The organism is Butyricimonas sp. Marseille-P3923, assembly GCF_900184685.1.
GTDB lineage: Bacteria > Bacteroidota > Bacteroidia > Bacteroidales > Marinifilaceae > Butyricimonas > Butyricimonas muris.
In genome coordinates, this window is the sequence record NZ_FXXL01000003.1 from 83396 (window position 1) to 105686 (window position 22291).

A 22291-nucleotide genomic window follows, 5' to 3' on the forward strand; every position below is an offset into this window, starting at 1 on the left:
TATGAAAAGAATAATATGTATCATATGGGTATCTTTTTTCTTGTTCGGACTTTGTAATGAAGGGATGGCAAGGAAGAAAAAACAAGATGCCAAAAAAGAACAGCGAGAGAAACAATCTCCTTACGACAAGCTCTTCAAGGGAAAGACGATGAAGACCGCCAAGGGGTTGATGACCGTACATAAATGGAAGGATAAAGTATATGTAGAATTTCCCGTCGAGTTGTTGGGAAAGGATATGATGCTTGTTTCTTCTATCGAAGATATCAGCGATAACGGAGAAGGGGTAGTCGGACAGTTTGCCGGTTATTCTTTGCCGCTTTGTTTTACCCGTTTGGATTCGTTTTTGCATGCTCGAATCTCGTTAATTGACAAACCACTGAACAACAGTAACCAGCGGAATATGGACGAGGCGATAGACCAAGCAAACGCGGGCGGGATTTACGCCATGTTCAAAGTTTTAGCTTTTACACCGGATAGTAGTGCTATCGTGGTAGACATGACCTCTCTATTTATGGAGTATTCCCCGTACACGACTCCCTTCGCTCCGTACGCTGCCAATTCATTTTACGGGTGGATAGCCCGGGAGCATGACTATAAAAAGGAATGCTCTTTCCTGAAAGACGTGAAAGCTTTTGACAATAACATTGCCGTGCAGTGTGAACTCGGGTTCGTGGAGAATCAATATTTGTTCGGGGCTTTCAAGATAGTTCCCGGTGACGTGAAAGTATCGGTAACCGTGAATAAGATTCTGTTGCAGTTGCCCGAGGAACAAATGAAACCCCGTCTGGCAGATCCCCGTCTGGGGGTTGCCTATACACGGGTTTCTCATTTCCCGGACGAGAGGAAACCGCTGGAACAAACGCATTACACGAAGCGTTGGCGTCTGGAGCCGGCGGATGAGGCTGCTTATAACCGGGGAGAATTGGTCGAGCCTGAAAAGCCGATCGTGTTTTATATGGATTCATTGATGCCGCGGACATGGAAAAAGTACGTGAAAGAAGGCGTGGAAGCGTGGAATCGGGCGTTTGAGGCAATCGGGTTTAAAGACGCGGTACGGGTGGTGGATTTCCCGCGGAATGACCCGGAGTTTGACGCTAATAATATAAAATATTCGACGATTCGTTACGCTCCCCTGTGGTTGGATATGCAGAGTTCAATGCATATAGACCCGAGAACGGGCGAGATATTGAATGCTTCCCTGTATTTGTATGACGGCATGGTGTCCGGCTTGCAGGACGAACGGAAATTAACCACGATGGCTGCTGACCCGGGGGTGAGAAAGGCTTTCCTGTCGGAAGAAATAGTAGGTGATCTGATTCGCTCAACCGTGATGCGGGAAACGGGAATCAACTTGGGACTCCTTTACAATGCGGGAGCTTCGAGTGTCTACCCGGTTGATTCGTTGCGTTCTCCCGCGTTCACGCGAGAGTACGGGCTAAGTCCGTCGATTATGGATGATGTACCCTGTAACTATATTGCCCAGCCGGGAGATTTGGAACGGGGGGTGCGAATGACTCCCAAAGGATTGGGCGAGTATGATTATTATGTCATTCATTGGCTGTACAAACCGATTTCCCCGGCGGCGACACCTTGGGATGAGTTTGCCGTTTTGGACGGGTGGATCAAGGAGGGACGGGGTAACCCGAATCTTCGTTACGGTAAAATGCCTTACTATTATTATGATCCTACCTCTTTTCCCGGGGATTTGGGTGATGACCACCTGAAGGCTTTACGCTATGCGATCAATAACTTGAAACTCTCTTTGCGGCATTTCTACCGGTGGTATGCGGATGAGGATATCGATCAACGGAAACGTGCGGCCATGTATAACGCTTTGGGGTATCAATTGCGCAAGCGGATTAATGACCTTTCCGTGAATTTGGGCGGATTTTACCAGCATGAGGCATTCTCGGATGAAAACACGCCTTCTTATGTCGTGGTGCCCCGGGAAACACAAAGGGCGGCTTTGAAATATATGGTCGAACTGGCGAAAGACCTCTCGTGGCTGGATAACAAAGAGGTGGAGCGTAAACTGGAAATCAGAAATTCGATGGAAGACCAGATTCGCGGTTTCATACTGGGAACATTGACATTCAGGATAAAATACGTGGCTCTCGGTGCGGAGAAAGGCGGGGATTATTCCGTGAAAGAATATGTGAATGATATCTACAATACCGTGTGGGAAGGTACGATCAAGAACCGTCCGTTGAAGAAGTACGAGATGGATTTGCAAAAAGACTTTCTGGGGAGTGTGGTTGCCTCGTCGACTGCGGCCACGACGGCGGGGAATTTTACGCCTCGCAAGGGATTGGTGGAAAGTGAACTCGCGGAGTTACCGGGTATCGATCGGCGGCAGGTGGAAAGCATGATGATGACAGCGAGAGAACGTGGCGGATTCTCGCCGAATATGCGTGTCGTGATGCCGGGTGATTACGTGCCGGTAGACCATTACTTCAATATGCTGTTCCGGATTCAGGATTTGTTGAAAGGGGCAGTGACGAAAAGTACGGGGGATACACGTTTGCATTACGAGTATTTGTTGTACAAGATCAGGAAGATGCTAGATAATAAATAATGTTTGTATAAATAATTAAATCACGTATGGAAGAACCAATTATTAGAGTGGAAAATTTATCCCATCGTTACAGTATTCAATGGGCGATTCGGGATATAAGTTTCGAAATCACCGGAAATGGTATTTACGGGTTGCTGGGATCGAACGGTGCCGGGAAATCAACCACGATGAATATCATTTGCGGGGTGTTGAAACAGACGCAGGGAGATGTCTGGATCAAGGGAATCAATTTGCGGGAAAACCCGGTAGAGGCAAAGAAGCATCTGGGTTTTCTCCCCCAAAAACCACCTTTACATTCGGATCTTACCGTGGAGGAGTACTTGATTCATTGCGCGAATATGCGGTTGATGCCGGGAAAAGAGATTCCCGGGGCGGTGAGGGATGTTATGGTACGTTGCGGCATATCACATTTCGCCAAACGTCTGATTCGTAATTTATCGGGAGGATACCAGCAACGGTTGGGAATAGCGCAGGCTATTATTCATAACCCCGATTTCGTGGTGCTGGATGAACCGACCAACGGGCTCGATCCGAACCAAATTGTGGAAATACGCCACTTGATCAAGGAGATTGCCGAGGAACGGACGATTATTCTGTCGACTCATATCTTGTCTGAAGTGCAGGCTACCTGTGATTATATCCGGATGATCGAGGAAGGGCAGCTCGTGTTCGCCGGGACGGTGGATGATTTCGACAATTATATCGTGCCGGACACGTTGGTCGTTTCTTTGATAAACACGCCGGCAGCGGAAGAGTTGAAAGCCATCGAGGGTGTGCTCGGCGTGGAGGAATTGGGCGGTAAAAATTACCGGGTACGCTTTGACGACGCTACCGGGGTAACGGAACGTATCGTGGAAACCAGCGTGGCGAAGGGATGGAGATTGTCGGGTATTCAGGTGGAAAAAAATTCCATGGATTCCATTTTTGCCGTGTTATCAAAGAAGTAAATCACTCTATAAACTGATAAAAAGATGAAGACAATATATAAAATAGCCCGGACCGAATTGCAAACTTTGTTCTATTCGCCGGTGGCATGGTTGATTCTGGTGATTTTTACTTTTCAAGCGAGCATGGCGTTTACCGATATGCTGGGAGGATACGTTAGAAGCCAGTCGCTGGGCTACCGCCTGTGGAGCGTGACGGAAGGAACTTTTGGTGGGATGCGCGGTTTGTTTACTCAAATGCAGCAATACCTGTATCTCTATATCCCCTTGTTGACCATGGGATTGATGAGCCGGGAGTTAAGTAGCGGTTCCATTAAATTACTCTATTCGTCACCCGTGACGAACACGCAGATTATTCTCGGGAAATACCTTTCTATGATGATCTACGGGCTCGTGTTGACGGGAATATTGATGGTGTACATGATCTTTGCCTTGTTCGCCGTGAAGTCTGCCGATTTCCCGGCTATGCTTTCCGGTTTACTGGGGCTTTATTTGCTGCTCTGCGCTTACGCGGCGATAGGTTTGTTCATGTCGAGCGTTACTTCTTACCAAGTCGTCGCGGCTATGGGAACGCTGGCTATACTCGCAGTATTAAATTACGTGAAAGGTATGTGGCAGGATATCGAATTTGTGCGTGATATCACCTATTGGCTGGCGATCGGCGGACGCGCGGACGAATTTATCCGGGGACTGATATGCAGTGAAGATGTTTTATATTTCGTGATTGTTATCGTGCTTTTTCTGATGTTGTCCATTATCCGCTTGCAAGGACGGCGTCAGAAAACTTCGTGGATGATGACGTGGGGAAAATATGCCGGAGTGGTTGTTGTTGCTATGCTTATGGGGTTCCTCACTTCCCGTCCCAAGTTAATGGCTTTCTATGATGCGACACGTACCAAAATGCGCACGTTGACACCTAATAGTCTGGATATCGTGGCAAGAATGGACGGCGGGTTGACAATCACTACTTTCGTGAATATATTGGAAGAGAATTACTGGGCCGGTTTGCCCCGGAGCGTGAACGATGATCTCCGGCGTTTCAGAATGTACACGCGCTTCAAGCCGGAGATTAAAATGAAGTACATTTACTATTATGACAAGGCTGAAAATCCCTCGCTGGATAAGTCTTACCCAAACTTGTCCGATCGGGGACGGATGTTAAAACGTGCCGAGATATGGGATCTGGATTCGAATATGTTTATGCGCCCGGAAGAAGTGAAGAAAATAGTAGACTTGAAACCCGAGGGGAATCGTTTCGTACGTCTGTTGGAAAGGGATAACGGGGAAAAGACTTTCTTGCGGATATTCGACGATCTGCAACGCTTCCCCTTTGAAACAGAGATTTCTGCATCGTTCAAACGATTGGTCATGGAGCTGCCTTTGGTCGGTTTCGTGAAAGGTCATGGCGAGCGGGATTGTATCCGGGAAGGTGATCGGGATTATAACCGCTTCGCTCAAGATAAGCCTTTCCGTCATTCTTTGATTAACCAAGGATTTGATTTCACGGAAGTAACATTGGATAAACCCATACCGGAAAAGGTGGATATCATCGTGATTGCCGATATGCGTTACGCGATGACGGAGCAGGAGAAAGCGAATCTGGGCGCTTATATTGCCCGCGGCGGTAATCTGGTTGTCGCCGGAGAACCCCGTAGGCAGGAAGTGATGAACCCGATCGTGGAACAATTCGGCGTGAAATTCTTACCGGGACGTCTGGTAAAAGTCAGCGAGAATTTTGATCCTGATTTTATTATCGCTCGTCCGACCAAGGAAGCACAGGATATTGCTTACATTTTTGAGACTCTCTATCGCCGGGAATACGTGGTGACAATGCCGGGTTCTACGGCATTGGAGTATACCGAAGATAAAGGATTCAAAGTAACCCCGCTTTTCGTGAGCGACACGATCGGCAGTTGGAACGAGGTGGAAACAACCGATTTCCTGGATGATACCGTCCGTCTGAATCCTGCCGCGGGTGAAGTGGAGCGCTCGTATCCGACCGTGTTGGCATTATCACGCCAAATGGGTGATAAGGAGCAACGAATCGTTATTCTCGGTGATGCCGATTGCTTGAGCAACGGAGAGATTAGCATATCCCGAAAAGATGTTCCGGCGGCTAACTATTATTTAATCTCCGGTTCTTTCTTCTGGCTCTCCGAAGAGGAGGTGCCGATTGATGTGCGGCGTCCGACACCCCCTGATAATGCGGTGAACTTAGGGATGAACGCCATGTATTACTGGAAAATCGTACTGATGGGGCTTTGGCCTGCCATTCTGGCTTTCTTCGCTATCTTTATCTGGGTACGCCGGAGAGGGAGGTAAAAGAATAATTCCGGTAAGATAGAACTTTGAATTATAGTGCCGAAACGTGTGAGTTTTCTTTCTTTAAAGGGGCATGCCGGTGAGAATCGGGATGCCTCTTCTGTTTTTTTCCATGGGATGATTTCTATATTTTTACAAGTCGGGGAGTGCTTTTTTGAAAAAGTCTTGTATATTTGTCTGAAGAAGTTACGAAAAGAGTGTAATTTATTGGAAATGAGCATTGGGTAATCGCTCATAATAGTAATAGGTTACGAATTAGTTAGTTATCTACTGCATTATTCTTCTGTGCGTTGCGTAACCTTCAAAGAACTCTTCGTATGCAAAAGTAACAATAAAACGGGAGATTTAGAAATGAATCTCCTGATTTTTTCTTCTCACACAAGTTTTTCCGTAAAAGCGATTTTATCCGTCAGCACACCATCGCCCAAAAAGATTTTGAACGAACGTGTGCCGACTGCCGCATAAGCGGAGAAAAGGGCTTTGCCTCACGCCTAAACAATAGTTTAGACTGATGAGACAAGGCCCCTTTCTTTTGTGCTTATGCCAAAGAGGTGCTTTTACGGGGTTTTGACGATTTTTCTTTTTTCGTTGTCCTTTTGAGCCGGAAGCGGAAAGCCGTGTATGACCGCACATTCCATAAATGGAACAAGCCGTCACTCACGGCAGACAAACCGGGAAGAATGATTTTATCCATCCGACCAAACACGTTTGGCCAAACAGATAAAAACATACTTCCTTGCCGATGGTTTGCTCGGTTTCACGCTACCGGCTATGTTCTTTTCTGTTGGGGATGTCTTTTTCACGGATTTCTCTTTTGAAGTTTTCCTGTCTAATCTGCCTCCACTTCCGTTTACCTCCATTTTCGCGCCTTTCAGTGAGCCGCATCAGGCAGTCATTTTCGTGCTGGGTGCAAAGGTAACTCCGGGATTGTACGGGAAAGCAAGGTCAAGCCTCCTGTTTTCTGGAAAAATCTCCAGCCTTTCGGGTAGTATTTTTCCGAAAAACCTTGCATTCCCTAATCCCTACCTTTTTAAGCACCCGAAACGAAAACGACCGATGCGACAGAAAGACGCATTAAAAAAAATGTCGGATAAACGAGAAGCAGATAAGATAGTTTGAAACTCAACTCCCTCAGCTCTTGAATCCGCATTAAAAAACAAAAAATCAAAAACAAAACGGATATGAGAACGGCAATAGCAACAAAATTCGTGGCATGGGAAGTACCAAGTTTGGAGAACCTGCAAGGCAGCAAGGTGTACGGACTTCGCACCAAACTGAACAATGGTGAGAAATTGAGCCGAGAGGAAAAGGATTGGCTTACACGCAACGTGAACAGCAACACCTATTTCAAGAGCGCAGTACCCTTGCAAGGTTGGATGTTTGACTTTTCCGACATTCTCCGAACCTACATTGTAAAGCAGTATGGACATTGGGCGGAATACAAGGCTACCGACAAGACCGCACTCCGCAGTTTCCTATACGGCAGGATAGACAGCATCGTGGAACTTAACAAATGATACGGCTATGACAGCAACGGTAAATTTCAGACAAATGGCGCAATACATAGGGCTTGCGATATGCACCCTAATCATGCGCACCGCCTTTTGGGTGTCCGGCATCCTTTGGTACATCGTCAGAGAGATAATAAACGGAGTGTTCCGAGTGGCAATAGGGGTAATCGTGGCTATTCTTTCCGTTATCCTGTTCTTCGGCTTCATTCTTTGGTTATTCACCCTTTAATCCCTACCGACATGGCAAAGAGAAGAAGCAAGACAGTGGAGCAACAATGCAGATACTACGAGGTGGGCAACATCTTCGAGTACATGGTGGAAACATACCTCAACGGCAATATGTCCGTGTTCCGTGGACTCTACCACGAACTGAACAAGGACGCACGGAAGGACTTTATAGACTTCCTATTGAGCGAGGTTGAGCCGATTTATTGGAGGGAGATTTTGAAACATACTATTTGACAACTCATAAAAACGACAGCGATATGAAAGGAACAGACCATTTCAAGAGAACGATACAGATGTATTTGGAACAACGTGCGGAGGAAGACACGCTCTTTGCGAAGAACTACCGCAATCCAGCCAAGAACATTGACGATTGCGTAACCTACATTCTGAACTATGTGCAGAAAAGCGGTTGTAACGGCTTCACGGACGGAGAGATATACGGACAAGCAGTACACTACTATGACGAGAACGAGATTGAGGTGGGCAAGCCTATCCAATGCCAAGTGGCGGTGAACCACATTGTGGAACTCACGGCAGAGGAAAAAGCAGAAGCACGTCAGCAGGCAGTCCGCAGATACCAAGACGAGGAACTCCGCAAGTTGCAGAACCGCACCAAGCCGACAAAGGCGAAAACAGAAACCCAAGTTCAACCCTCATTATTTGATTTTGGCTTATGAAACCGAGAAACAAATTTGAAAAAGCAGTTCTTGCCCAAAGCAAGAAACTACGCCCGATAACCCCGATACAGATAAATTGGGCATTCCGTAATTGCGTGGAGCATTATGCACACCGCTTGCCGAAAGGTCGTACCACTTGTATGGATTGCGGTCATAGTTGGGTAATGACGGAGCAGACCGAGCATTGTACGTGTCCCGAATGTGGAGCAAGTTTGAAAGTCTGCCTCACCTATCAGCGCAAGGTAAGACAAAAGCAGTATTTCACAACCCTTACCACAAGCGGAGAATACCAAGTGCTACGAATGTTCTTGCTTGTCGTGGGTATGGAGAAAGGGGTTAATGCCAAGTCCTATGCCCTTGAAATCGGGCAGTATTGGTGGAATGAACAAGGGCGTAAGGCTGTTGTTGCCATTCCACGCACATTGGGATGCTACATCGACACGTTCTCATTCGCTTCTCCTTTTGCTATCCGCAATGACAATGAAGCGTACCGCCATATCTCATATTCCCCGATATATCCAAGATATAAGGTGTTGCCGACGCTCCGCAGAAACGGCTTTAACGGCAATTTCCACGACATTGTACCCACCAAACTAATACCGGCATTATTGTCGGACAGCCGTGCGGAAACGCTGTTGAAGGCAGGGCAATATCCCATGTTGCGCTACTATCTGTACCACTCTTTCAATATTGGAGAGTATTGGGCTTCAATCAAGATATGTATCCGCAACGGCTATACTATTGAGGACGGCTCAATGTGGCGTGACACCATAGACCTCCTGCGTCATTTCGGCAAGGACACAAACAGCCCGAAATACGTTTGCCCTGCCGACCTCAAAGTTGAACACGACAAGTTGGTGGCAAAGCGCAACCTGCAAAGGAAACATGAGCGGACTGAACAGCAACGCAGGAAAGCGATTGAGGACGAGAAACAATATCTGAAAGCTAAGGGCATATTCTTCGGACTTGCCTTTACCGACAGCCTTATTTGCGTCAAAGTCATAGAGAGCGTGGAAGAAATGGCAGAGGAAGGAAGGACGATGCACCATTGTGTGGGCGGTTACCACAAACGAAAAGACTCCCTTATCCTATCCGCCACCATTGACGGAAAACGAATTGAAACGATAGAGGTGTCACTAAAAACTTTTGAGGTGGTGCAGTGTCGTGGCGTATGCAACGAGAACTCCGAATACCACGACCGCATCATCGCCCTTGTGAACAAGAACGCCAACCTTATCCGCCAGCGGATGAAAGCGGCATAATATCGACATCTAACAACTAACATTATGGAAGTAAGATTTGAAAGCATGGTTTTCCTATGGGATGATAAAATCCCCACGATGTTCCTTGAATTTATGAACCTCCTCACTCTTTGTCAGAGTGAGGAGCAATTAAGGGCGAGCGTCAAGGACTTTGCCGAGAAACACGAACTTGACAAGTTCTTCCTTTACGGCTTCGGCTCTCATCATTTCTACCTGCACCAACGCTACACGAGCGACCCCGAAATGGTGATGCAACACAGAGTGCTGTCTGTACATTTCTAATCATCTAAATAACAACGACTATGGCAACAAAATGACAATTAACGGAGTAAGCACCTGCCAATCGGCAGGAACGGAGAACTACGAGAAATTCCAAACGGGTATCGACAGACGCAAACGCACCCTTGTGCAATACGACTACCGCCACACGGACGGGGAACTTTTCTCTTGTGTCAAACCCACATTAGACGAATGTCGAGCCGCACGGGACAAGTGGCTAACGGCAAAGGAAAGGAAGGAGGAGAAGCGATGAACGAAGCAGGCTACCAAACGCTGATAGTCAAATTCAGCGAACCCATTACGGCATTGGACGGCATCTTTGACGATGCCGAAGCGTGGGGAGTTGATACCCTAAAGGGGTGGATAGACAGCTATGAAAGCAGCCGTTTCACTGCCATTGACAGCCATACGGCAGTCATCACGAGCGAGTATAGCATGGAATGTCTGAAAGAGTGGCTGGAAAAATGCACACCCATAACCGAGAAAACAGAATTTTGAACATTGGGGCGGTGTCCGCACCGCCCGAACCATAAACCTAAAAGACAACGGATATGATAGCAAAGACAATTTTAGAGCAGATTGGCGGCAGACGCTTTGCCGCCATGACGGGAAGCAAAGACTTCACAGACATGGGCAACGGCTTGCGCATGAGCCTTGCGAGGAACAAGACCAGTGCCAACCGCCTTGACATCATCTATGACGGAGGGGCAGACCTATACAATATGCGTTTCTACCGCAAGACGTTCAGCAAAAAGACATTCGAGAGCAGGACGAAGGACATTGAAACGCACGAGGGGATATATTGCGATATGCTGGAGGAAATGTTCACGATGGTAACGGGACTTTACACCCGCTTTTGAGGGGTGGGCGGCAAAAGCCGCCTACTTTCTTTCATGAGCATGATGGCGGATAAGAAAGTAGGCAAAGAAACCTTTGTACCAATCTACGATAGTATTCACAAAAACAAGTTTTAATCATGGAAACAATCAGACAGAACGGAAAAACCATCTTGTACAGCAACGACGGCATAAGCATAAAGATGGTTTTCAAGAACCTTACGGGCAGGAATTTTCAAGGTCAGGAATATACAGACTATATCCGGCATATCGCAATCGGCAGCATGGGATTTTCACCCGGTATCATAGAGCATTGCAGGGACGGTGAGGTTGCAGGCAAAGGGACAATCCCGAATGTATGAAAACTGAAACTCCGATGAAGTTGGCGGCTTCATCGGAGTTTCTTTCGTCAGACACTTATTCTTTATGGTACATACAGCAGCGCAAACTCAGCCTTCCTTCGTTTGAGCAGCATGGCGTGGCGTTTCCCCTTATAGTTACAGAAAGCGATATACTCCCGGTAGATGTTCCTGTCACCCGCCTCCAGCTTTCGGATTAGCGTGCTTTTGGGTATCTTCCCACTCCCCAAAAGACGGTACGGACCGACATTGTAGGCGAGCGTGGCAAGCAGAAGCGAATCCTTCCCGAACTGCTGGAACATCGCGCAGAACTTCCGCAGGTCTTTTCGCAGAAGCGCGTCCGCCTGCCGCTTCGTCATGGTGCGTGCCGAATACCTTTCCCCCGGCTGCAACCGATGTCCATATCCTACATACGGGTGATGTTTTTCCGAATGCCAGCCCTCAAAATACTTCGTGCATCGCACCGCCCTCTCAAATGGTGGCAGCCGGTAGATAGCCGCCTGCCCGTCCGTTCCCTCATGGCGTCTGTTCCGTGCGGACACGGAACAGACCGCCAGAAGCGAACAGAGGATAGCCATGAATACACGCATCATCGTGTAAAGGGCTTGAAGTTCCCGATGGGGACAACAGTGATAACCCCGTCATCCTTCACGTTTCGGTTGTTGAAGTCAAATTCCAACTCATAGGAGTTGCCGAAATTGTCCTCCACTACCACGATGAAGTTGTGCGCCTCGTCACCTTGCGCCGTGTAGTACAGCCGGAACTTCTCGTTTTCGAGCAGGTAGCGGTCATTGGGCAGGAAAGTGATGCCGTTGTCCATTTTCAGTGTGCCCTCACCCTCGAACTGGAAATACCGGATGGTATAGAGGGTATTGGCGAAATCGCCCGTTTTCTTCAGCTCACAGCGGATTTCCACCGTCTGCCCCTTTGTGACCTTGTTCGGCACGGGCATGGTTTCCACCGTGAAGGGATAGGATTGCTGGATGTCCATATCGTCGTCGCACGATACGAATGTGAATGACACTGCGGCGAACAGGCAGAGTGCCAACGCCTTGAAGATTGATGTTCTCTTGTTCTTGTTGTTCAGTATGTTCATTATTCTTTGATTTTTAGATTGTTGTTCTTTTGTTGTTTTCTTGATACTTGTTGCAGGTACTCGTTCAAGTCCTTGCAGCCTTGATAGATGCCGGAACGGTCTGTCACCTTTCCTCCGTAGCGTGTCCGCAGGGCTTCCATTGCCCTGCGTCCGGCTTCGTCTCGGTCGAGGTAACAGTCGATGCGCTCGTACCCGTCCAGATGTTTCAAAGCCTTTTCCACGTTGGCGACGGAGTTCAGCACAAGGCAGTCACCCGTTGCCAAACCGAGCGTGACGGCGGACAGGAAGTCCATAAAGCCCTCGAACACGCTGCACACGTCCGCCGGGATGTCCCCCGCCTTGACCAGCGACACGTCCTTTGGTGGTACGCAACCCTTGAAACGGCGGCTTCGGGTTTCATAGCCGCCCGACACGTTCGGAAAGCCGACGGCAAAGTACCGCTTACCACGCACGCCGTAGTTCAGGCGGCAGCAGTGGCGGGATGCAACGGCATAAGGGATGCCTCTTTCCTTCAAATACTCCGTCAGCGGAGAGCGGAGCAGCGGGACGGCTTCCACTCCCTCAAAGGCAGGTTCGGACGGTTCCGGCAGGTACAACGGCTTTTCTGCTGCGGCAAGCGGCATACGGGCGGTTTCCGCTATGAATCTCGCCTGCGCCATGAAATCCCCGCTTCGGGTAAACTCCCCGACAAGCGTGAAGATGTCGCCGCCCTTGCCCAAGCCGAAGTCGTACCAGAGCTGTTTCGCCACGTTCACACGGAAGGAGGGCGTGCGTTCACTGCGGTATGGCGCACGATACCACAGCTCGTTTCCGCTCCTTCGGACAGGCTCATGTCCCAGCCGTGCGAGAAAGTCCGCAATGGGTATCTGCCTCATATTCTCAATGTCCGTCCGTTCCATGCGACGTGTCAGTTGATGATTATCTTGACGCCCGCCCCGAACTGCGTATGGAACTTCCGTGTGTCGCCACCCCACAGCAGGCGCTCCCGGAGGTTGGCGAGCAGGGCGATACGGTCAGCCACGTAAAACTCCACATCGAGCGTCAGCGCACCGCCGTAGATGAAGGCGTCCCGGTCATGGAGCGTGGAGCCGTCATGCAGCACTTTCTCGCCCCAATTCACCGACTCATATCCGGCGAGAGCCGAAGCCCCCGCATAGACGAACACTATTTTACGGGCGTCGGAGAGTATCTTGAAATAATAACCGCCCTCCGCCGTGAACTGCGCCACAGGTATGGCGGTATCCTTGTACGGGTTGTTCTTCAAGAGGTATTCGCCACCGAACACCCACTTGTTACCGTTCTTCGTGTAGGTGGAGAGAGCCGCCCCGAAACTGTAACCGCCATTGTTGCCACTTAAACGCATACCGTCCACAAGGTTAGCTCTCAATTCGATGCCCTGCATCTTCGGCAGGCATCGCTGGGCGTGCGCCTGCCCCGTGAACAGGGCAAGCGACACGATGATTATTGCGATGTACTTTCTCATGGTCAGCGCACTTGAAGTTCGTTGATGGTATTGGCACGTACCAAGTCCTCGTTTTCAATCACGAAAGACTGGTGACGCCCCCCGTTCTTCTCGTTGAGTTCCACCACGAGGCATTTGTCGTCGGGAATGGTGAACTTCGCCATCGTGAATACCGTGCGCTCGCTCTTCTTGCCCGGCACGAGTGTGGCGTAATTCTGCGCACGGAGCGGCAGGATAATCTGCTCCTGCACGGCGGTACGCTTCGCCACCTTCTTGTCCACGATTTTCCATGTGATGTAGTCCACATCGAAAGGCACGTTGCTCTGGTTCTTTATCTCCGTGTGGAAATAGAGTAACCCATTATGCGTGTAGATACCTTTCAGCAGGTACTGGATGCCGAATCGCTTGCAGCCGATGTGCTTCACCTCACGCTTGTTCTGCTTGTGGATGGACTTCATGATAAGGCGCACCAGCATCGGGCTTTCGCTGCCCAGTTCCTTCAGGTAGATTTCCTGCGCGTTGTTCGGGCGGTTCACCTTCTCGCCGTCATGGATGAAGTCGCACATCTCCACGTTGAGAAGCAGCGGTTCGGAGGCGTACTTCACGTTAAAAGTATAGAAACTCCCGTCCTCCGTGATTACCGACATATTGGTTTCGTTCGGGAAGTTACGCACGGTAGCTTTCACGCGGATGACGTTCTCCGCTCCGTCGGCTTTACCCGCAATCAGGTCGGGCGAGCCTAAATCGACGTAGCGCACCTCCGAGGGGAAAATGACGTGGACGGTCTTGTCGTAGGTCACTTCCAATCCGTGCGGGGGAACCATGCGGTCGAAGGTCAGCTTCTTTGTCAGCCCGTGATACAGATCGCCGTCCGCCTCCTTCTGCGGATAGACCTCCTTTGTCAAGGTCGGTTGTTGGCTTTGCCTTCCTCCTCCTTGCGAGGCATAGTCAAGCGAGCTTGTCTCTGCTCTCGCTTCGTTCGTCGGTTCACTTCCGTTGTTCTCTCCAACGGTTACGTTCTCCTGCGCGTTGGCAGTTATGATGCCCATAGCGAGGGCAAACATGATGATTACTTTTTTCATTCTACTTTGGATTTTAGTGGTAAATAAAAATTTGGTTGTTGTTTTTTTAGTCGTTGATTGTTATTGTTTTCAATCTCTGTCCTGATATAGCATGACCTTGTATCCGGATTTCAGATGCACCTTGACGGTACGCATCTTCTTGGCGATATACTGGCTCGTGCCTTGTATCAGCCCCTTGCCCAAGTCGGAGGCGAGCTGCGCCCCTGCGTTGGTGGAGATATTAATGCTGCTGCCCAGCGAGCCGCCCATGTTGGCGGCAACCTCCCTGACGGCGTTCATCTCCATCGAGTTTGGAATGAAGATGCCGGGCTGTCCGTCCGTGTCATACACCGCCAGTTCTACCGGGATAATCGTACCTGCGTACTCCAGCGAAGTAATTTCAATATCGAGTCGTTCGCCCTGAATCTTTGCCGTGCCTACCACCACTGCATTGCGGGGTATGATTTTGTCCGCCACTGCCATCGGCTCCAGCAGCCGTAATCTTACCGCCTGCCCGTCAGTCACACTCTGCGCCCCATAGACACACGCCGATATGGTGTTCCTGTCCGATACAGTCGTGACACCCACCGCCGTATTGAAACTGCGGTTGCGCTCCTGCGAGAAGGAGGCGACAAACTCAGCGTTGCTCATCGGCTGTGAGAGCGAAGATACCACCTGATGCGTTACCTGCCTGACAGGTGCAGCCGTGTTCTTTCCGGCTTTCTGCACGGGGTAAGGCTCTGCCGCCTGTCCGACAGGTGGCTGTGTGCCGTTCTGCCCGCCCATGTACTTCGCCGCCAGTTCATAGGACTTCTCCATGAGTGCCACTTGGTCATCCATAGCGGATGCCTTGCCTTTCTCGGTTTCCAGTTCCGATTCCAGCGAGGCGATACGCTCTAACAGTTCGTCCATTTCCGCGTTGTCGTTCTTCGGCTGCTCATAGAAGTTGCCGAGCGTGGTATTGAGGTCGCGGTAGGCAGCTGCGGAGGATTGGATGGTTTTCGGAGCGGATGATTTTGCTGTTGCATCTTCCGCATTTCCGGGATTAGCAAGGTCGAAGTCCCTGCCGCCGTCCGTTTCCGCCACCTCGCGGTCGAACATATCGCCCAGTTCCTGCATGGCGCGGCTGCGGTTCTCCTGCCGTTCCTCCATTGCTCCCTGTTCGTAGGCTTTCGCCTTGTCGCCGATGATCTGGCGGTTCGCCTTGTCAGCGTCGGGCATTTCGATGTTGTAACCACCCGTTCCCGGTTGCTGCTCCTTGTCGGAAGACGGGGCGAATATCAGCCACATAGCACCGATGAATACCAGCACTATAGCGGGCAGCACTATCATTTTCTGACGTTTCAGCCTTTGGGCTTCGGTCAGCGGCTTGCGCTCCTTCTTCGGTTTCCCGTTGTCGGGAGCCGCCTTGTTCTCGTTTTTAGGTTCATTCTTCGTCTGTTCCATATAAATAAGGTATTACATTATGATTGTTGTCCGGCTTTATGGACAGTTCCACCTGTCCGGCATGGTCTGTTACCATCCGGCTGCCGTCATTCCTGCCGATTTCATAGACGGCTTTGCCGAAGGTGTAGAGGGCAAGCACCGCAAAGGCGGCGAGCATCGCCAGCACGATGCGCCTGCGTGTCTTCGGGGGCAAACCGTCCAGATAGCCTTTGAGCCTTGCCACCAGCATTTTCTTTTTGTCGTGGAGCTTCCAGTACGCACGCCAAAATGATTTTTTGATTTTCTTCATGTCCGTTTACCTTTTGATGGTTTGTAAATCCTTGTTCTCGATGATGGTGAATCCCTCGATGGTGAAACCGTTGGGATTGTCGTCCGAACGGGACGAGTTCAAGAGGCGGCACGTAGTCACGAGGCTGCGCTCGGTGACGTTGCTCTGCCGGATGATCTTCTGCGTGGCGTAGGTCACGGCACGGTAGGGATAGCCGTTGAAATCGCACACCACGCTGTCCACCTTCAACACCTGATTGATGTTCCCGGCGATGATGCGGTTGTAGTACCCCTTCTCGGCAAAGTCCGAATAGTAGTTGTACACGCTTTTGTCCGCTAATAGCAGGGCGCGTTTCACGTTATGCTCTATCGCGCTCTTTTCGGGTGAGAGCGTGAAGAACAGCTCGTGGAAACGGCGCACGTGTTCCCTCGCTTCTGCCGGACGGTTCTGCGACAAGTCTTGCGAGAGAGCCAGCATCAGCGACTTGCCGTTGTCCAGCACGTAAATCTTTTCCCGTTGCCGCTCCGCGAAGCGGTAGGAACTCCACACGCTCCATACCGTTATTACGGCACACAACGAGAGGAAGACGATACCGAACAGGCGTATCTGCCTGAACGATGATTCGATGTTTTTAAGTGACTTAAATTCCATTGTTGTTTATTCGTTTTTAATTGTCAGTTGATTATTTCAGCAGCTTCCCGACACGTCCGACCACGTTTCCTGCGGCTGCGCCCGCCACGCTGCCCGCCATACTTCCGGCTCGTCCTGCCGTCTGGTTCACGTTGCGACCGTAGCTTCCCATGCCTCCGGCTTGGATAATCCAGCCTGCTACCGTGGGGATGGTGAAGTAACCAATGATGCCGATTATCATGAAGACGATGTACACCCCGTCGCTCGAATCCAGCGAGAAGTTCGGGTCAGCCTGCATCCGTTCGATGTCGCTTTGCAGCATCAGCACTTGTATCTTCGCCAGTATGGTGCTGAACATATCCGACACGGGCAGCCACAGATAGACCTGTATGTAGCGGCATATCCACTGTGTAAGCGTGCTTTGGAAGCCGTCCCACACCGATATGGCGAAGGCTATCGGACCGAGTATCGCCAGCACCACGAGGAAGAACGTGCGGATGGTGTCTATCACGAGGGCGGCGGCTTGGAACATCAGTTCCAGTATCTCGCGGAAGAAGTCGCGGATGCCCTTCTTCATGTTGTACATCCCGCGCTCGATGTACATCCCCGCCATCGTCACCATGTCGCCGGGCGACCAGCCCAGTTCTTCCAGTTGTTTGTCAAACTCCTCATTTGACACGAGGTAGGCGGTTTCGGGATTGCGCATCATCGCTTCGTACTCCAGTTTGTCCTTCTGCTCACGGTATCGGTTCATGTCCAGCGTTTCCGCCTCCAGCATCTTTGCCGTACCCTGCACGACGGGCGACATGATGCTGTTTATCGTACCCAGTACCACCGTCGGAAAGAACATGATGCACAGACCGATAGCGAACGGGCGGAGCATAGGGAACACGTCTATCGGTTCGGCTCTCGCCAGCGACTGCCATACCCGGTAGGCCACATAAAAGAGTGCGCCCAGCCCGGCGATGCCTTTCGCCACGCCCGCCATGTCCCCGCATAGCGGCATCATCTGTTCGTAGAGCGAGCGCAGAATTTGGTGAAGGTTGTCGAAATTCATAGGCTACCAATATCTTTCGTTCATGTTCCCGTACAGCCCCATGATGCGGTCAAGGTCGTTTTTCTTCTTCGCACGCAGGTAACTCACGCTAATGTTCTTGTTGGTGTAGTAGCTCACGAGGTTGCGGTAACGCTTCATTTTGGAGTAGCAGCGTTCCACCACGTCCATGCGCTCCTTGTCCGTCATGGAGAGCGTGGTGATATTCACCACATTCTTCAGTTCCGTCAGCACATCGTTGGATTCCTCCAATAACTTGGTGTAGCCAAAGGCGATGGCTCCCAGTTCCTCCACCGTGAAGTTGTCGTCACGCATCATCTTCTGGAAACTGGTCACATAGGTGTCGGTGATGTCACCCACCATCAGAATGGTCTGCTGCACCTTCCGGGCGTCCTTTACCAGATTGTTCACGGATTTGAGTGCGTCGTAATACTTCTTGCCCTGTTCGTAAATCTTCACGGTCTCTTGAAAATTTTTTATCATATTCTGGGCGGTCGTGGAAGTGTGTACCACGTTCTTCGAGGTGTTCACGATGCTCTGCGCGATGTTGGACGGGTCTATCACCGCCCACTGTGCGCTTGCCCTGCCGACTGCAAACAGGCACAGGCAGATAATAAGTGTTATTCTTGTTCTCATGTTACTTTGGATTTTAGTGGATTTCATTATTTATTGCTCGCCTATCGGATGGTCCGGTTTCGGGTTCACACGCACGTAGTCCCCGTTCGGCGAGAAGGTCAGGATGTCCGTCGCCTCGTTGTAGGACACGTCGATGCGGAATCCGGTGTTCATGAACAGATTGCCGTTCTCCTCCTGCAAGAGATAGGTTTCCGGCTTCAGCTTGCGGCGGATGCCGCTCCGCTTGAATACCGTCACCTTATAGGCTTCGCCCTCCTTGTAGATAAGCACGTCGGGCTTGCCCTCCACACTCTCCCAGTTTCCGCAAAGCAGGTCGCGTCGGTTGTCCGTTATGTCGCAGGATTGCAGCACCATGACCGCCAGCCCGATTAAACACTTGCTGACTTGCAGCATTTTCGTTCTTGATATACTCATACGCATTTTCTTTTTTAGTTGATGAATCTGTTTCTATTTATTCCTTTTTTCTCCGCCTTTCGGCAAGCTGCCGGATGACGGCTTCAATGTCGCCGCCCAACTGTTCCGCCAGACGGTAAACCTCTACTTTTTCCGTTTCTTCGGTGGTGTACGCCAGATACTCTTCAGCACTAACTTCGGTGGCATAGACTGCCGACTGCGTGCCGCCCAGTCCTATCCACACTTCCTTGTAGAGCCTTGACGGGTTGTTCGCCATGTTGATGGAGAGTATCTGCGACTTCTCTTTCTCCGTCAGACCCAACAGGGACTGTATGGCATCAAACTTGTTCATGTACTTCCGCTGGTCAAGGAGTATCTTGCAGTCGGAGTTGTTGATGATGCTCTCCTTGACGACGGGCGAGGAAATGATGTCGTCCACCTCCTGCGTCACCACGATTGCCTCCCCGTAATACTTGCGCACGGTCTTGTACATATAGCGCAGGTACTCAGCCATGTTCGCCGAAGATAGAGCCTTCCAAGCCTCTTCCACTATCAACTGTTTCCTTACGCCTTTCAATCGGCGCATCTTGTTGATGAAGGCTTCCATGATGATGATGGTCACCACAGGGAAAAGCTCGCGATTTTCCTTTATACTGTCAATCTCGAAGACGATGAACCGCTTGCCGAGCAGGTCGATGTTCTCCGTGGAGTTGAGCAGGAAGTCGTAGCGTCCGTCCCGGTAATACTGCCGCATGGTGGTGAGCATATTGTCGATGTTGAAGTCGGACTTCTCCACCTTTATCTCACGTTCCGCCAGTTCGCGGCGGTAGTCGTCGCGCATATACTCGTAGAAGGTGTTGAACGAGGGGACGATGCTCCGGTCAGCCCTGATACGCTCGATATAGGCGTTCACCGCACTGCCCAGTTCGCCGCTCTCCGTCTTCGTCACTTTGTCGTCCTCCGACTTCCAGAGCGTCAGCAGCAATGTCTTGATGCTGTCCTTTTTCTCCACGTCGAACACGTAATCATCGGTGTAGAACGGGTTGAACGAAATCGGTTTCTCCTCCGTGTAGGTGAAGTACACGCCGTCCGCCCCGTTTGTCTTGCACCGGATCATCTCGCACAAGCCCTGATAGGAGTTTCCCGTGTCCACCAGCACCACGTGCGTACCCTGCTCGTAGTATTGCCTCACGAGGTGGTTCATAAAAAAGGATTTGCCGCTGCCCGAAGGACCCAACACGAACTTGTTGCGGTTGGTCGTGATACCCCGCTTCATCGGCAGGTCGCTGATGTCGAGGTGCAACGGTTTTCCCGTAAGCCTGTCCACCATCTTGATGCCGAAGGGCGAGAGCGAACTGCGGTAGTTGGTTTCCTCCGTGAAGAGGCACACCGCCTGCTCGATGAATGTATGGAAACTCTCTTCCGCCGGGAAGTCCGCCGCGTTGCCGGGCATCGCCGCCCAGTAGAGCGTCGGGCAGTCGATGGTATTGTGGTGCGGCACGCACTCCATGCTTGCCAGCTGGCTGCCCACATCGTTCTTGATATGCTTCAGTTCCTCCGCGTCATCGCTCCACGCCATGACGTTGAAGTGCGCCCGTACCGAGGTCAGCCCGTAGGAATGGGCTTCGTTCAGGTACTGGTCTATCCACTCGCGGTTGATGCTGTTGCTCCGGCTGTATCGGGATAGCGACTGCATATTCCTTGCGGACTTCTCGAACTTCTGCAAATTTTCCTCGCTGTTGTCGATAATCACATACTGGTTATAGATGTGGTTGCAGGAAAGCAGCAGCCCCACGGGGGAGGCGAAGGAGAGGCGACAGTCCGAGCGGTCGGTGGAGAGTTTCTCGTAGCGGATGTCGGTAGCCACCTTTCCTGGCATATCCTCCGCGTCGGAGAGGGTGTGCAGGCACAGGCGGTTGTCACCGATACGCATTTCTTTTGCCGAGAGGTCGATGTCCTGCAAGGTCGTGTCGCCTTCGGGCATGAGCGAGAAGTAACGCTCTATCAGCCCGGCGGACTTCTCCGTCCCGACAATCTCGTCGGTGGAGAGGCGGCGCAGCCTCACAAAGCCGCTGTCGTTCATGATGCGCTCGAACTGTTCGGCGGCCTCCATGAACTTCCCGGCGGTTTCCTTGTCCAGCTCCTTCGGGATGATATGTCCCCGGCACAGCGTACTGAAGTTGCTCTGCATACGGTTACGTTCTTTCGTCGTCTTGGTCAAGTAGAGATAGCAGGAGTGTTTCAGGTACGGACGCTCGTTGAAGTGGCGTTCAAAGGAACGGCTCAAGAAACTCATGTCGTCCTTCTGTAACTCCGGCATATATTTCTCCTTGATGAACCAATCCTGCTTATGCACGACGCAGAAGTACGGCAGCACCTTGATAGCCTTGCACCAGCAGCCGTGTATCGCCTCGTACTCTGCGCCCGTCACGGTGTAAAGCTCCGGCAGTTCCACCTCAAAAGCCACCGTGATGTCGGCGTCTTTGGAGATGATGCAGCCATGCTCCACCGCCAGCAGGGGGAACTTGTTTTCCAGTGTTGTCATTTTGGATGTATTTCTCATGTCGTTTCTTCCTTTCGTTGCCGTTTGAGTAATCGGGTGATCCGCCGTCGGTTGATAAGGTATCGGGGATGGCTCCTTGCCGCTCCCAATTTCATCAGCCCGTGTTCGCCGTACCGGGCGTTCAGCGCGAAGGTCTGCCATACGAGGACGGAAGACGATGCCGCGCCGAAGCCGATACATATCCACTGGTCGATGCCGACCATATAGAGGATGACGAACAGGACGAAGAGAGCCAGCAGACCTCCGCAGAAGATGAAGAGGTACTGAGCCTTCAAACCCTTGAACTCGACCGGACGGCCGATACCCTTGTTTATCGGGTATTCAGCCATACATTGTTTATTAAAGGAAGAATGAGCGCAGGATAGTGGCGGCGACAATCAAGAAGATACAAGCCCCGAACCACGAGGCGGCGGTCTTCGAGGTGTCCGGGTCTCCGGACGAGAATTTTCCGTACACTTTCACGCCACCGATAAGCCCGACTACCGCGCCGATGGCGTAGATTAATTTCGTGCCGGGGTCGAAATACGAACTCACCATAGAGGTGGCTTCGTTGATGCCAGCCAGACCGTTTCCCTGTGCGAAAGCGGAGGCGGTTGCGGCAATCATAAGTGCCGCAGCGATGATTAACTTTTGTCTGATGTTCTTGTTCATAAACTGTTCTTTTTTGTGCCGTCCAAAGGGTGGATAGT

The 22291-nt window shown here is 50.8% G+C and carries 29 protein-coding genes; 14 read left to right on the forward strand and 15 right to left on the reverse strand.

From position 1 onward, the window contains the following. Position 1: 1 nt before the first annotated feature. From CS948_RS00585 to CS948_RS00595, 3 genes are read left to right on the forward strand one after another with little or no spacing between them, the layout of a single operon-like run. Positions 2 to 2575 (forward strand): zinc-dependent metalloprotease, encoded by a 2574-nt coding sequence (locus tag CS948_RS00585; RefSeq protein ID WP_099289861.1) that lies wholly within the window; start codon positions 2 to 4, stop codon positions 2573 to 2575. 26 nt (positions 2576 to 2601) lie between these two features. Next, positions 2602 to 3522, forward strand: a complete 921-nt coding sequence (locus CS948_RS00590) for an ABC transporter ATP-binding protein (RefSeq protein ID WP_099289862.1) — start codon at positions 2602 to 2604, stop codon at positions 3520 to 3522. Between the two features lie 24 nt (positions 3523 to 3546). After that, on the forward strand, positions 3547 to 5841 hold the full coding sequence (locus CS948_RS00595) for a Gldg family protein (RefSeq protein ID WP_099289863.1): 2295 nt from the start codon (positions 3547 to 3549) through the stop codon (positions 5839 to 5841). A 538-nt stretch (positions 5842 to 6379) separates the two neighbouring features. Here CS948_RS00595 and CS948_RS21505 read toward each other — a convergent pair. After that, on the reverse strand, positions 6380 to 6535 hold the full coding sequence (locus CS948_RS21505; protein WP_004314171.1) for a hypothetical protein: 156 nt from the start codon (positions 6533 to 6535) through the stop codon (positions 6380 to 6382). Positions 6536 to 6549: 14 nt separating this feature from the next. Between CS948_RS21505 and CS948_RS21510 the strand changes: the two genes are divergently transcribed. The 11 genes from CS948_RS21510 (at position 6550) to CS948_RS00665 (ending at position 10996) form a co-directional block, all read left to right on the forward strand. Next, a complete protein-coding gene (locus tag CS948_RS21510; protein WP_032588465.1) occupies positions 6550 to 6960 on the forward strand; it encodes a hypothetical protein in 411 nt (136 codons plus the stop codon). Between the two features lie 62 nt (positions 6961 to 7022). After that, positions 7023 to 7358, forward strand: a complete 336-nt coding sequence (locus tag CS948_RS00620) for a hypothetical protein (protein WP_004310306.1) — start codon at positions 7023 to 7025, stop codon at positions 7356 to 7358. A 7-nt stretch (positions 7359 to 7365) separates the two neighbouring features. Then, positions 7366 to 7581 carry a hypothetical protein gene (locus CS948_RS00625; protein ID WP_005643957.1) on the forward strand — a complete coding sequence of 72 codons (216 nt, stop codon included), beginning with the start codon at positions 7366 to 7368 and terminating at the stop codon, positions 7579 to 7581. An 11-nt stretch (positions 7582 to 7592) separates the two neighbouring features. Beyond that, complete coding sequence (locus tag CS948_RS00630; RefSeq protein WP_008019901.1) at positions 7593 to 7814, forward strand: hypothetical protein; 222 nt, start codon at positions 7593 to 7595, stop codon at positions 7812 to 7814. Positions 7815 to 7837: 23 nt separating this feature from the next. Next, the gene (locus tag CS948_RS00635; protein WP_004310304.1) at positions 7838 to 8257 is read left to right on the forward strand and encodes a PcfK-like family protein; all 420 of its coding nucleotides are present in this window, start codon (positions 7838 to 7840) and stop codon (positions 8255 to 8257) included. Then, on the forward strand, positions 8254 to 9519 hold the full coding sequence (locus CS948_RS00640; RefSeq protein WP_004310303.1) for a PcfJ domain-containing protein: 1266 nt from the start codon (positions 8254 to 8256) through the stop codon (positions 9517 to 9519). Before CS948_RS00635 ends, CS948_RS00640 begins: the two co-directional genes overlap by 4 nt. Positions 9520 to 9543: 24 nt before the next feature. Continuing rightward, positions 9544 to 9801, forward strand: a complete 258-nt coding sequence (locus CS948_RS00645) for a hypothetical protein (RefSeq protein ID WP_005827305.1) — start codon at positions 9544 to 9546, stop codon at positions 9799 to 9801. A 31-nt stretch (positions 9802 to 9832) separates the two neighbouring features. Beyond that, a complete protein-coding gene (locus CS948_RS00650) occupies positions 9833 to 10051 on the forward strand; it encodes a DUF3873 domain-containing protein (RefSeq protein WP_008770680.1) in 219 nt (72 codons plus the stop codon). Continuing rightward, complete coding sequence (locus CS948_RS00655; RefSeq protein WP_004310302.1) at positions 9991 to 10296, forward strand: hypothetical protein; 306 nt, start codon at positions 9991 to 9993, stop codon at positions 10294 to 10296. The genes CS948_RS00650 and CS948_RS00655 overlap by 61 nt, the downstream gene beginning before the upstream one ends. 53 nt (positions 10297 to 10349) lie before the next feature. Beyond that, entirely contained in the window at positions 10350 to 10658 is a 309-nt protein-coding gene (locus tag CS948_RS00660; protein WP_004310301.1) for a hypothetical protein, read from the forward strand. A 116-nt stretch (positions 10659 to 10774) separates the two neighbouring features. Beyond that, a complete protein-coding gene (locus CS948_RS00665) occupies positions 10775 to 10996 on the forward strand; it encodes a hypothetical protein (RefSeq protein ID WP_004310300.1) in 222 nt (73 codons plus the stop codon). Between the two features lie 62 nt (positions 10997 to 11058). Here the strand turns inward: CS948_RS00665 and CS948_RS00670 are convergent, their stop codons facing one another. The 14 genes from CS948_RS00670 to CS948_RS00735 all read right to left on the reverse strand — a co-directional run bounded on the left by CS948_RS00670 (position 11059) and on the right by CS948_RS00735 (position 22253). Then, on the reverse strand, positions 11059 to 11586 hold the full coding sequence (locus tag CS948_RS00670) for a glycoside hydrolase family protein (protein WP_005827312.1): 528 nt from the start codon (positions 11584 to 11586) through the stop codon (positions 11059 to 11061). Further along, a complete protein-coding gene (locus CS948_RS00675; protein ID WP_032595742.1) occupies positions 11583 to 12089 on the reverse strand; it encodes a DUF3872 domain-containing protein in 507 nt (168 codons plus the stop codon). Before CS948_RS00675 ends, CS948_RS00670 begins: the two co-directional genes overlap by 4 nt. After that, positions 12089 to 12988, reverse strand: coding sequence for a toprim domain-containing protein (locus tag CS948_RS00680; protein WP_004310298.1), 900 nt, complete (start codon positions 12986 to 12988; stop codon positions 12089 to 12091). Before CS948_RS00680 ends, CS948_RS00675 begins: the two co-directional genes overlap by 1 nt. Before the next feature lie 8 nt (positions 12989 to 12996). Beyond that, positions 12997 to 13572 (reverse strand): conjugal transfer protein TraO, encoded by a 576-nt coding sequence (locus tag CS948_RS00685; RefSeq protein ID WP_032588474.1) that lies wholly within the window; start codon positions 13570 to 13572, stop codon positions 12997 to 12999. 2 nt (positions 13573 to 13574) lie between these two features. Then, entirely contained in the window at positions 13575 to 14633 is a 1059-nt protein-coding gene (gene traN / locus CS948_RS00690; protein ID WP_032588475.1) for a conjugative transposon protein TraN, read from the reverse strand. 69 nt (positions 14634 to 14702) lie between these two features. After that, positions 14703 to 16058 (reverse strand): conjugative transposon protein TraM, encoded by a 1356-nt coding sequence (traM, locus tag CS948_RS00695; protein WP_032595739.1) that lies wholly within the window; start codon positions 16056 to 16058, stop codon positions 14703 to 14705. Beyond that, the gene (locus CS948_RS00700; protein WP_004308924.1) at positions 16039 to 16347 is read right to left on the reverse strand and encodes a TraL conjugative transposon family protein; all 309 of its coding nucleotides are present in this window, start codon (positions 16345 to 16347) and stop codon (positions 16039 to 16041) included. Before CS948_RS00700 ends, traM begins: the two co-directional genes overlap by 20 nt. 6 nt (positions 16348 to 16353) lie before the next feature. Next, positions 16354 to 16977 (reverse strand): conjugative transposon protein TraK, encoded by a 624-nt coding sequence (gene traK, locus CS948_RS00705; protein ID WP_004308925.1) that lies wholly within the window; start codon positions 16975 to 16977, stop codon positions 16354 to 16356. Positions 16978 to 17008: 31 nt separating this feature from the next. After that, positions 17009 to 18013, reverse strand: coding sequence for a conjugative transposon protein TraJ (traJ, locus tag CS948_RS00710; RefSeq protein WP_004308926.1), 1005 nt, complete (start codon positions 18011 to 18013; stop codon positions 17009 to 17011). A gap of 3 nt (positions 18014 to 18016) precedes the next feature. After that, on the reverse strand, positions 18017 to 18646 hold the full coding sequence (locus CS948_RS00715; RefSeq protein WP_004308927.1) for a DUF4141 domain-containing protein: 630 nt from the start codon (positions 18644 to 18646) through the stop codon (positions 18017 to 18019). Positions 18647 to 18676: 30 nt separating this feature from the next. Next, on the reverse strand, positions 18677 to 19060 hold the full coding sequence (locus tag CS948_RS00720) for a DUF3876 domain-containing protein (RefSeq protein ID WP_004308928.1): 384 nt from the start codon (positions 19058 to 19060) through the stop codon (positions 18677 to 18679). 37 nt (positions 19061 to 19097) lie between these two features. Next, positions 19098 to 21602 carry a TraG family conjugative transposon ATPase gene (locus CS948_RS00725; protein WP_005827325.1) on the reverse strand — a complete coding sequence of 835 codons (2505 nt, stop codon included), beginning with the start codon at positions 21600 to 21602 and terminating at the stop codon, positions 19098 to 19100. After that, positions 21599 to 21931: a DUF4133 domain-containing protein gene (locus tag CS948_RS00730; RefSeq protein ID WP_004311206.1), complete on the reverse strand. Its 333-nt coding sequence runs from the start codon at positions 21929 to 21931 to the stop codon at positions 21599 to 21601. The genes CS948_RS00725 and CS948_RS00730 overlap by 4 nt, the downstream gene beginning before the upstream one ends. 10 nt (positions 21932 to 21941) lie before the next feature. After that, on the reverse strand, positions 21942 to 22253 hold the full coding sequence (locus CS948_RS00735) for a DUF4134 domain-containing protein (protein ID WP_004311205.1): 312 nt from the start codon (positions 22251 to 22253) through the stop codon (positions 21942 to 21944). Between the last annotated feature and the right edge of the window lie 38 nt (positions 22254 to 22291).

What these genes read in the sequence shown, in the direction of transcription:
- CS948_RS00660 (WP_004310301.1), top strand. Translation starts at nt 10,350, where the DNA reads ATGATAGCAAAGACAATTTTAGAGCAGATTGGCGGCAGACGCTTTGCC.
- CS948_RS00680 (WP_004310298.1), bottom strand. Translation starts at nt 12,988, where the DNA reads ATGGAACGGACGGACATTGAGAATATGAGGCAGATACCCATTGCGGAC.
- traK (WP_004308925.1), bottom strand. Translation starts at nt 16,977, where the DNA reads ATGGAATTTAAGTCACTTAAAAACATCGAATCATCGTTCAGGCAGATA.
- CS948_RS00655 (WP_004310302.1), top strand. Translation starts at nt 9,991, where the DNA reads ATGTCGAGCCGCACGGGACAAGTGGCTAACGGCAAAGGAAAGGAAGGA.
- CS948_RS00630 (WP_008019901.1), top strand. Translation starts at nt 7,593, where the DNA reads ATGGCAAAGAGAAGAAGCAAGACAGTGGAGCAACAATGCAGATACTAC.
- CS948_RS00590 (WP_099289862.1), top strand. Translation starts at nt 2,602, where the DNA reads ATGGAAGAACCAATTATTAGAGTGGAAAATTTATCCCATCGTTACAGT.
- CS948_RS00675 (WP_032595742.1), bottom strand. Translation starts at nt 12,089, where the DNA reads ATGAACATACTGAACAACAAGAACAAGAGAACATCAATCTTCAAGGCG.
- CS948_RS00685 (WP_032588474.1), bottom strand. Translation starts at nt 13,572, where the DNA reads ATGAGAAAGTACATCGCAATAATCATCGTGTCGCTTGCCCTGTTCACG.
- CS948_RS00735 (WP_004311205.1), bottom strand. Translation starts at nt 22,253, where the DNA reads ATGAACAAGAACATCAGACAAAAGTTAATCATCGCTGCGGCACTTATG.
- CS948_RS00635 (WP_004310304.1), top strand. Translation starts at nt 7,838, where the DNA reads ATGAAAGGAACAGACCATTTCAAGAGAACGATACAGATGTATTTGGAA.
- CS948_RS00715 (WP_004308927.1), bottom strand. Translation starts at nt 18,646, where the DNA reads ATGAGAACAAGAATAACACTTATTATCTGCCTGTGCCTGTTTGCAGTC.
- traJ (WP_004308926.1), bottom strand. Translation starts at nt 18,013, where the DNA reads ATGAATTTCGACAACCTTCACCAAATTCTGCGCTCGCTCTACGAACAG.
- CS948_RS00645 (WP_005827305.1), top strand. Translation starts at nt 9,544, where the DNA reads ATGGAAGTAAGATTTGAAAGCATGGTTTTCCTATGGGATGATAAAATC.
- CS948_RS00585 (WP_099289861.1), top strand. Translation starts at nt 2, where the DNA reads ATGAAAAGAATAATATGTATCATATGGGTATCTTTTTTCTTGTTCGGA.
- CS948_RS00700 (WP_004308924.1), bottom strand. Translation starts at nt 16,347, where the DNA reads ATGAAGAAAATCAAAAAATCATTTTGGCGTGCGTACTGGAAGCTCCAC.
- CS948_RS00650 (WP_008770680.1), top strand. Translation starts at nt 9,833, where the DNA reads ATGACAATTAACGGAGTAAGCACCTGCCAATCGGCAGGAACGGAGAAC.
- traM (WP_032595739.1), bottom strand. Translation starts at nt 16,058, where the DNA reads ATGGAACAGACGAAGAATGAACCTAAAAACGAGAACAAGGCGGCTCCC.
- CS948_RS00670 (WP_005827312.1), bottom strand. Translation starts at nt 11,586, where the DNA reads ATGATGCGTGTATTCATGGCTATCCTCTGTTCGCTTCTGGCGGTCTGT.
- traN (WP_032588475.1), bottom strand. Translation starts at nt 14,633, where the DNA reads ATGAAAAAAGTAATCATCATGTTTGCCCTCGCTATGGGCATCATAACT.
- CS948_RS21505 (WP_004314171.1), bottom strand. Translation starts at nt 6,535, where the DNA reads ATGGATAAAATCATTCTTCCCGGTTTGTCTGCCGTGAGTGACGGCTTG.
- CS948_RS00720 (WP_004308928.1), bottom strand. Translation starts at nt 19,060, where the DNA reads ATGAGTATATCAAGAACGAAAATGCTGCAAGTCAGCAAGTGTTTAATC.
- CS948_RS00640 (WP_004310303.1), top strand. Translation starts at nt 8,254, where the DNA reads ATGAAACCGAGAAACAAATTTGAAAAAGCAGTTCTTGCCCAAAGCAAG.
- CS948_RS00625 (WP_005643957.1), top strand. Translation starts at nt 7,366, where the DNA reads ATGACAGCAACGGTAAATTTCAGACAAATGGCGCAATACATAGGGCTT.
- CS948_RS00595 (WP_099289863.1), top strand. Translation starts at nt 3,547, where the DNA reads ATGAAGACAATATATAAAATAGCCCGGACCGAATTGCAAACTTTGTTC.
- CS948_RS00730 (WP_004311206.1), bottom strand. Translation starts at nt 21,931, where the DNA reads ATGGCTGAATACCCGATAAACAAGGGTATCGGCCGTCCGGTCGAGTTC.
- CS948_RS00620 (WP_004310306.1), top strand. Translation starts at nt 7,023, where the DNA reads ATGAGAACGGCAATAGCAACAAAATTCGTGGCATGGGAAGTACCAAGT.
- CS948_RS00725 (WP_005827325.1), bottom strand. Translation starts at nt 21,602, where the DNA reads ATGAGAAATACATCCAAAATGACAACACTGGAAAACAAGTTCCCCCTG.
- CS948_RS00665 (WP_004310300.1), top strand. Translation starts at nt 10,775, where the DNA reads ATGGAAACAATCAGACAGAACGGAAAAACCATCTTGTACAGCAACGAC.